Source organism: Nocardioides sp. Soil796 (genome assembly GCF_001429525.1).
GTDB lineage: Bacteria > Actinomycetota > Actinomycetes > Propionibacteriales > Nocardioidaceae > Nocardioides.
The window spans coordinates 1150289-1157761 of record NZ_LMSQ01000018.1; the positions used below are offsets into that span (position 1 = coordinate 1150289).

Here is a 7473-nt window from a genome sequence, read left to right on the forward strand (position 1 = left end):
CGCCGACCTCGAGGGTCAGCGGGCCGTCGTCAAGCGGGTCTACCAGTCGGGTCAGGCGGGGAAGGACTCGCCCTTCGCCACCATGTCCTTGAGGTACTGCGTCGGCGCGAACTTGTCGCCGTACGCCGCGGCCAGCTCCTCGGCACGCTTGACGAACGCGGACAGGCCGATCTCGCCGTCCGCGCCCTGGTAGCCGGTCATGAACTGGGCGGCACCGCCGGTGTTGGCCGGGAAGCCGATGCCCATGATCGAGCCGATGTTGGCGGCGGCCGCCGAGGTGATGACGTTCTCCTCGAAGGTCTTCGCGGTCTCGAGGGCCTCGATGAAGAGCATCCGGTCCTTGATGTCCTGGAGCGGGATCTGCTCCTCGGCCACCGGGAACGTCTCGGCGAGACCGGACCAGAGGCCCTGGCGCTTGCCGTCGACGTACTCGTAGAAGCCGGCACCCTTGAGGCGCGAGGGACGACCGGCCTCGATCATCGTGTTGATGACGGCACCGGCGGGGTCCGGGCCCGGGTCGATGCCGGCCTTCTCGGCGGCCTCGACGTTCGCCTTGCGGATCTTGACCATCAGCTCCATGTTGAGCTCGTCGCTGATCTGCAGCGGGCCGACCGGGAAGCCGGCCTGCGTGGCGGCGCGCTCCAGCGAGACCGGGTGCACGCCCTCGCCGAGCATGGCCAGGCCCTCGTTGATCTGGGTGCCGATGACGCGCGAGGTGTAGAAACCACGGCTGTCGTTGACCACGATCGGGGTCTTCTTGATCTGCTGCACGACGTCGTAGGCCTTGGCCAGGGCCTCGTCGGAGGTCTCCTTGCCGCGGATGATCTCGACGAGCGGCATCTTGTCGACGGGGCTGAAGAAGTGCAGCCCGATGAAGTCGGCGGGCCGGCTGATGCCCTCGGCCAGCTCAGTGATCGGCAGGGTCGAGGTGTTCGAGCACAGCAGCGCGTCGGGGTTGACGTGCTCGATGATCTCGCCGAACACCTTGGCCTTGAGCGACGGGTCCTCGAAGACGGCCTCGATGACCAGGTCGCAGCCCTTGAGCGCGGCCGGGTCGGCGGTGGCGGTGATGCGACCGAGCAGCTCGGCCTTCTTCTCCTCCGTGGACTTGCCGCGCGCGATCGCCTTGTCGAGCAGCTTCTCGGAGTAGGCCTTGCCCTTCGCGGCGTTCTCGTCGGAGACGTCCTTGAGCACGACCTCCATGCCGGCACGGGCACAGGAGTAGGCGATGCCGGCGCCCATCATGCCGGCACCGAGCACGCCGACCTTGGTGGCCTTGAAGCGCTCGAAGCCGTCGGGGCGCAGCGAACCGGAGTTGATCGCCTGCAGGTCGAAGAAGAAGGCCTGGATCATGTTCTTCGAGCCCTGGTTGACGATCAGGTTCGTCAGGTAGCGGGACTCGATGCGCGACGCGGTCTCGAAGTCGACCTGCGCGCCCTCGACGGCCGCGGAGAGGATCGCCTTCTGGGCCGGGTAGTCGGCACCCTTGAGCTGCTTGCGCAGCAGCGCCGGGAAGGCCGGGAGGAACGCGGCCAGCTTCGGGTTGGACGGCGTACCGCCGGGCATCTTGTAGCCGGCACGGTCCCACGGGTTCGAGGCGGCGTCGGCGTTTTCCTTGTTGTCCAGGATCCACGCCCTGGCCGCGGGGAGCAGGTCGTCCTGGGTGGCGACGACCTCGTCGACCAGGCCCTTCTCCTTCGCGGCGGCCGGGCTGAACTGCGGGCCCTGGAGCAGCACGTCCATCAGGCCGGACTGGATGCCGAGCATGCGGACGACGCGGGTGACGCCGCCGCCGCCGGGCAGCAGGCCGAGCGAGGCCTCGGGCAGCCCGATCTTGTAGGAGCCGTCGACGGCGATGCGGTGGTTGGCGGCCAGGCAGATCTCGAGGCCACCGCCGAGCGCGGCGCCGTTGATGGCGGCGACGACGGGGCGGGGGTAGGTCTCGAGCTTGCGCAAACCGGCCTTGATCTCCTCGGCGGCGGCGAAGATCTCGGCCGCGTCGTCCTTGGTGGTCTTGACCATGTTCTTCAGGTTGCCACCGGCGAAGAAGGTCTTCTTCGCCGAGGCGATCACGACGCCGGTGACGTCGTCGACCTCGGCGTACAGGCGCTCGACGGCCGCGGCCATGGAGTCCTTGTAGAGGTCGTTCATCGTGTTGGCGCCCGCGGTCGGGTCGTCCAGGGTGAGCGTGACGATGCCGTCTGAGTCGCGCTCGTAGCGCACGGCGCTCTGGGTCTGGGTGTCAGTCATTTCAGGTCCTGTTCCGGAAGTCGTGGCGAGGTCAGACGAGTTCGACGATGGTGGCGATGCCCATGCCGCCGCCGACGCAGAGCGTGGCGAGGCCGCGCTTCTTGTCGCGGCGCTCGAGCTCGTCGATCAGGGTGCCGAGGATCATCGCGCCGGTCGCACCGAGCGGGTGGCCCATCGCGATCGCGCCACCGTTGACGTTGGTGATGTCGTGGCTGATGCCCATGTCGCGCATGAAGCGCATGGCGACCGCGGCGAACGCCTCGTTGATCTCGAAGAGGTCGATGTCCTTCGCCTCGAGGCCGGCCTTGGCCAGGGCCTTGCGGGCGGCGGGGGCCGGACCGGTGAGCATGATCGTCGGGTCTGCGCCCGAGACGGCGGCGGAGATGATGCGGGCCCGCGGCGTGAGTCCGAGGTCCTTGCCGACCTGCTCGGTGCCGATCGCGATCAGCGAGGCGCCGTCGACGATGCCGGAGCTGTTGCCGGCGTGGTGGACGTGGTTGATCTTCTCGACCCAGTGGTACTTCTCGAGCGCGACGTCGTCGAAGCCGGCGTCCGCACCGATGCTGGCGAAGCTCGGCTTGAGGCCCGACAGGCTCTCGACCGTGGTGCCGGGGCGGATGAACTCGTCCTTCTCGAGGACGGTCAGGCCGTTGATGTCCTTGACCGGGATGACCGCACCGTCGAAGTAGCCGTTGGCCTGGGCCTTGGCCGCACGGGCCTGAGACTCGGCGGCGAACGCGTCGACGTCCTCGCGGTTCCAGCCCTCGAGGGTGGCGATCAGGTCGGCGCCGATGCCCTGAGGCACGAAGCCGGTGGCGAGTGCGGTGGACGGGTCCATCGCCCAGGCGCCGCCGTCGGAGCCCATCGGCACCCGGCTCATCGCCTCGACGCCGCCGGCCAGGATCAGGTCTTCGAAACCGCCGCGCACGCGGGAGGCAGCCTGGTTCACGGCCTCGAGGCCCGACGCGCAGAAGCGGTTGAGCTGTACGCCGGCCACGGTGTCGGGCAGACCGGCCTTGAGCGCGGCGGTCTTGGCGATGTCGCCGCCCTGGTCACCGATCGGCGAGACCACGCCGAGCACGACGTCGTCGATGCGGTTGGGGTCCAGGTTGGGGTTGCGCTCCTGGACCTCCTTGAGCAGCCCGGCAGCGAGGTCGACCGGCTTCACCTCGTGGAGTGAGCCGTTCGCCTTGCCCTTGCCGCGCGGCGTACGAATGTGGTCGTACACGAATGCTTCAGCCATGACCGTCCCTGATTCCTGTGATGTCTGATGGTGTGCGCGGCGAGTCAGCCACCGCACTCCTTGATTGTGACACTATTACTGTCATGGTGGTCAAGGAAGACCACTGTGATCCGGATCATGGGCAACAGGACGGTGTCGAATGGACGAGTCGGTCGATTCCCTCAAGGAGTTGATGACGCTCGACGAGCTGTGCAAGCGCATCGGCATGAGCGTGCGCAACGTGCGCTTCTACACGACCCGCGGGCTCGTTCCGTCGCCGATCCGTCGCGGCCGTTCGGGCTACTACACCGCCGACCACGTGGCGCGTCTCGAGCTGGTCTCCGAGCTCCAGGCCCACGGCTTCACGCTCGCCGCGATCGAGAAGTACGTCGCCAAGATCCCCGACGACGCACCGCCGGCCACGGTCAGCCTGCATCGCGCTCTGCTCGCGCCATGGATGGCCGAGCATCCCGAGCGAGTCACGATGGCCGAGCTCGAGGAGCATGCCGGGCGCGCGTTGTCCGCGGACGACCTCGAGGGCCTGGGTGCGCTCGGCGTCCTCACGTCCGTCGGCAAGGGGCGCTACGACGTGGCACTTGCGCACCTCGACGCGGGGTTGCGGCTGATTCGCTTCGGCTACCCCTCCGAAACCGCCTCCGCCATGGGGGACATCTACGCCCGGCACGCCCAGGCGGTCGCGGCCGACATGCTCGAGCACTTCCGCACCGTGCTCTGGCCGGCGTACCGCAAGTCGGGTGCGAGCGACGAGGACCTGACCGAGGCCGTGGAGCTGCTCAAGCCGCTCTCCATCGCCGCGCTCGTGTCGGCGTACGAACGCGCGGTCAACGAGCAGATGCGCGAGGAGATCGCGCGCCGGACCGAATAGTCGGTCAGCCGAGCGCGTAGCGGCGCGAGGCCTCGACGATGCCGGCGACGACCTCGACCTCGGCCTCGGTGCGCGGCCCGTAGACCAGCACGAACCCGGGCGACTTGCGGGTGCCGGCATGCATGTGCGGCTGGGCCCAGCCCTGGGCGATCGCGTCGGCGGCGAGGTCGGCCGGCAGGGTCAGGTGCAGGGACGTGTCGTAGAGCGGGTGCAGGTGCGCGAACTCGTTGTCCTCGGCGACCACGAAGGCCTCGGCCGGTCCGGCGGCGTCGGCCAGGAAGAAGGCGCGCGAACCGGGTACGGCGACCTGGGACTCGCCGACGCTGACACCCTCGGCCCGCGTGATCCGGTCGAACAGTGCCGTCTGGAGCTCGTGCGGCGACTGGTCGGAGAACTGCTGCTGCGGGTAGGCCCAGCTCACCAACGGGCGCGCGCCGACCCGCGCCGGAAGGCCCTCGGGCAGGGTCGGCCAGGACACGGTCTCCGCCCGGCCCACGAGTGCCGCGCCGACGGTCTCGAGGTGGTGCAGGCGGCGCGACAGCCAGTCAGCCAGCTCGGCGACGGTCTCGTGGGAGATCACGTGGCCGCCGGGGTCGCGGCGGGCCAGGGTGGCCGAGCCGGAGTCGCCGGTCAGGTAGTCCCACGTGCGCCGGGTCAGGTCGGCGGGAATCACGAAGTCCTGCTCACCGTGCACGAGGAAGACCGGCAGGCCGGCCAGGTGTGCGACGTCGACCGGCAGGCCGGCATCCCACGGCAGCGTGCCGTTGAGCACGGCCACGCCGGCGAAACGCGCGGGGTCGCTGAGCACGAGGCCGCCGGCGAAGGCCGCGCCACCGCTGAAGCCGATCGGGATCACCGGGCGTCCGGCGGGAGCAACCTCGTCGAGCCACTTGCGGAACCAGGCAATGGTCTCGGCCAGCGACTCCTCGACGGGCCGGCCGATGCCACGGTTCTCGAACCAGGCGTAGCCGCCGCCCTCGGTGATCGGGGCACGCACCGCGGCGTACGCCGGGCCTTCGGGCAGCTGCTCGGAGAGCGCGAGGATCGACGACTCGTCGGCTCCGCGGCCGTGCAACAGCACCACGAGGGGGGCGGTGACGTCGGTGGATCCGGCAACGGTGACGACGGGTGCCTCAAAGCTCATCTGGTGATTCCTCGTTCTCTGCGCGACGACGATCCGGACGTCCGGACCCGGGGGTCAGGTTACGCGGCCCTGACGCTGCCGCCACGAGAGGTGCACAGGGTGAACGCCCAGGCGCTCACCCGGGCGGGGCTGCGAAGATGCTTGCGTGACTGCGAAGAAGATCGCCTACCAGGGCGAGCCCGGCGCCAACTCCGACATCGCCGTACGCGACGTCTTCCCTGACGGCGACCCCCTGCCCTGCGCGTCTTTCGAGGACGCCTTCGACGCCGTCCAGCAGGGTGCCGCCGACCTGGCGATGATCCCGATCGACAACTCCAGCAACGGCCGGGTGGCCGACATCCACCACGCGCTCCCGGACTCGGGGCTGCACATCGTCGGCGAGTACTTCCTGCCGATCCACTTCCAGCTCCTCGCCGTTCCCGGCGCCACCCGCGAGTCGATCAAGACCGTGCACAGCCACATCCACGCACTCGGTCAGTGCCGCCGGATCATCCACGAGCTCGGCGTGAAGCCGGTGATGGCCGGTGACACGGCCGGGTCCGCACGCGAGGTGGCCGAGAGCGGCGACCCGACCCGCGCGTCCCTGGCCACGGCTCTCGCCGGCGAGATCTACGGCCTCGAGACGCTGGCCACCGACGTCGAGGACGAGGAGCACAACACCACCCGCTTCGTGGTGCTCGGGCGCGAGTACGTCGTACCCCCGGTCTCGGACGAGCTGACCGTGACCACCTTCGTCTTCCGGGTCCGCAACCTGCCTGCGGCGCTCTACAAGGCGCTCGGTGGGTTCGCCACGAACGGGGTGAACATGACCAAGCTCGAGTCCTACATGGTCGACGGCGAGTTCAGCGCCACCGTCTTCCTGGCCGACGTCGAGGGGCACCCCGAGCAGCCGGCACTGGCGCGGGCCTTGGAGGAGCTGGAGTTCTTCACCAACGAGATCCGCATCCTCGGGGTCTACCCCGCGCACCCGTTCCGGGCCCAGCGGTAGGTCATCGGCGGTGCTCGAGGCGGCGCTGGCGTGGGCGGCCGACGCGTTGGGGTGCCCTCTGGCTCGCGCCGAGCAGCTCGCCGGCGGGATGACGTCGACCATGCTGGCCCTGACCGACTCGTCCGGTCGTGAGTCGGTCCTGCGCCTGACGACGGAGGAGCCGTGGCGGACGCACGGCAGCGACCTCACCCTGCGTGAACGCGCGGCGCAGGTCGCCCTCGCCTCGAGCGTCGTACCGGCCCCGACGAGCATCGCGGTGGGATTCACTGCCGGAGTCGCGGCTCACCTGATGACGCGCGTTCCGGGCACACCGACGACTCGCGTCGACGCTGCCGCGGTGGACGCCATGGCGTCGATGCTGGCGACGATCCACGACCTCCGGCCGGCCGAGCCGTTCCGCGACTTCCAGTCGTGGGCGTGGGAGGCGAAGTGGGTGGTCCCACCGTGGACACGGCACCCCGACTCGTGGCGCCGAGCCTTCGACCTGCTGACCGCCGGTTCACCGCCGTTCGAGCCGACGTTCCTCCACCGGGACTTCAGCCACCGCAACCTGCTCTGGACCGACGGCTCGATCTCGGGCGTCGTCGACTGGGTGGAGACCTCGACCGGCCCGGCCTGGCTCGACGCGGCCCATGCCGCGACCAACCTGGCCATGGCCTTCGGGCCCTCCCCTGCCCGTGGGTTCATGAAGGCGTACGCCGGGCTGACCGGCCGCACTCCGGACACCCACTGGCTGGTGATGGACGCTGTCGGATTCCTCCCACCGCCCGGGCGGGAGCCGATGTTCGGCTCCGCGACCGAGCTGGCCAGGCTCGACGCGTGGCTCGACGAAGTCGTGCGCTGAGGGTGTCCCCCTCACCGGCACAGGAGCCCGACGAGTCGACACCAGGCGTCCGGTCACGCTCAAGGGGGAGGCTCAGCGGTAGGCCGACTCGCCGGTGACGGCCTGGCCGATGATCAACTGGTGCACCTCACTGGTGCCC

The 7473-nt window shown here is 69.6% G+C and carries 6 protein-coding genes; 3 read left to right on the top strand and 3 right to left on the bottom strand.

Annotation, left to right across the window (positions count from 1 at the left end):
* Positions 1-51: 51 nt before the first annotated feature.
* Positions 52-2250, bottom strand: a complete 2199-nt coding sequence (locus ASH02_RS16890) for a 3-hydroxyacyl-CoA dehydrogenase NAD-binding domain-containing protein (RefSeq protein WP_056679545.1) — start codon at positions 2248-2250, stop codon at positions 52-54.
* 31 nt (positions 2251-2281) lie between these two features.
* The gene (locus tag ASH02_RS16895; RefSeq protein WP_056679539.1) at positions 2282-3493 is read right to left on the bottom strand and encodes an acetyl-CoA C-acetyltransferase; all 1212 of its coding nucleotides are present in this window, start codon (positions 3491-3493) and stop codon (positions 2282-2284) included.
* Between the two features lie 139 nt (positions 3494-3632).
* Between ASH02_RS16895 and ASH02_RS16900 the strand changes: the two genes are divergently transcribed.
* Complete coding sequence (locus ASH02_RS16900) at positions 3633-4358, top strand: MerR family transcriptional regulator (protein WP_056679537.1); 726 nt, start codon at positions 3633-3635, stop codon at positions 4356-4358.
* Positions 4359-4362: 4 nt separating this feature from the next.
* On the opposite strand, the gene ASH02_RS16905 is transcribed toward ASH02_RS16900, so the two are convergent.
* Entirely contained in the window at positions 4363-5502 is a 1140-nt protein-coding gene (locus ASH02_RS16905; RefSeq protein ID WP_056679534.1) for a luciferase domain-containing protein, read from the bottom strand.
* A gap of 145 nt (positions 5503-5647) precedes the next feature.
* On the opposite strand from ASH02_RS16905, the gene ASH02_RS16910 reads away from it, so the two are divergent.
* Entirely contained in the window at positions 5648-6490 is an 843-nt protein-coding gene (locus tag ASH02_RS16910) for a prephenate dehydratase (RefSeq protein ID WP_056679527.1), read from the top strand.
* Between the two features lie 10 nt (positions 6491-6500).
* Positions 6501-7334 carry a phosphotransferase family protein gene (locus ASH02_RS16915; RefSeq protein ID WP_056679525.1) on the top strand — a complete coding sequence of 278 codons (834 nt, stop codon included), beginning with the start codon at positions 6501-6503 and terminating at the stop codon, positions 7332-7334.
* The last annotated feature ends 139 nt before the right edge of the window (positions 7335-7473 follow it).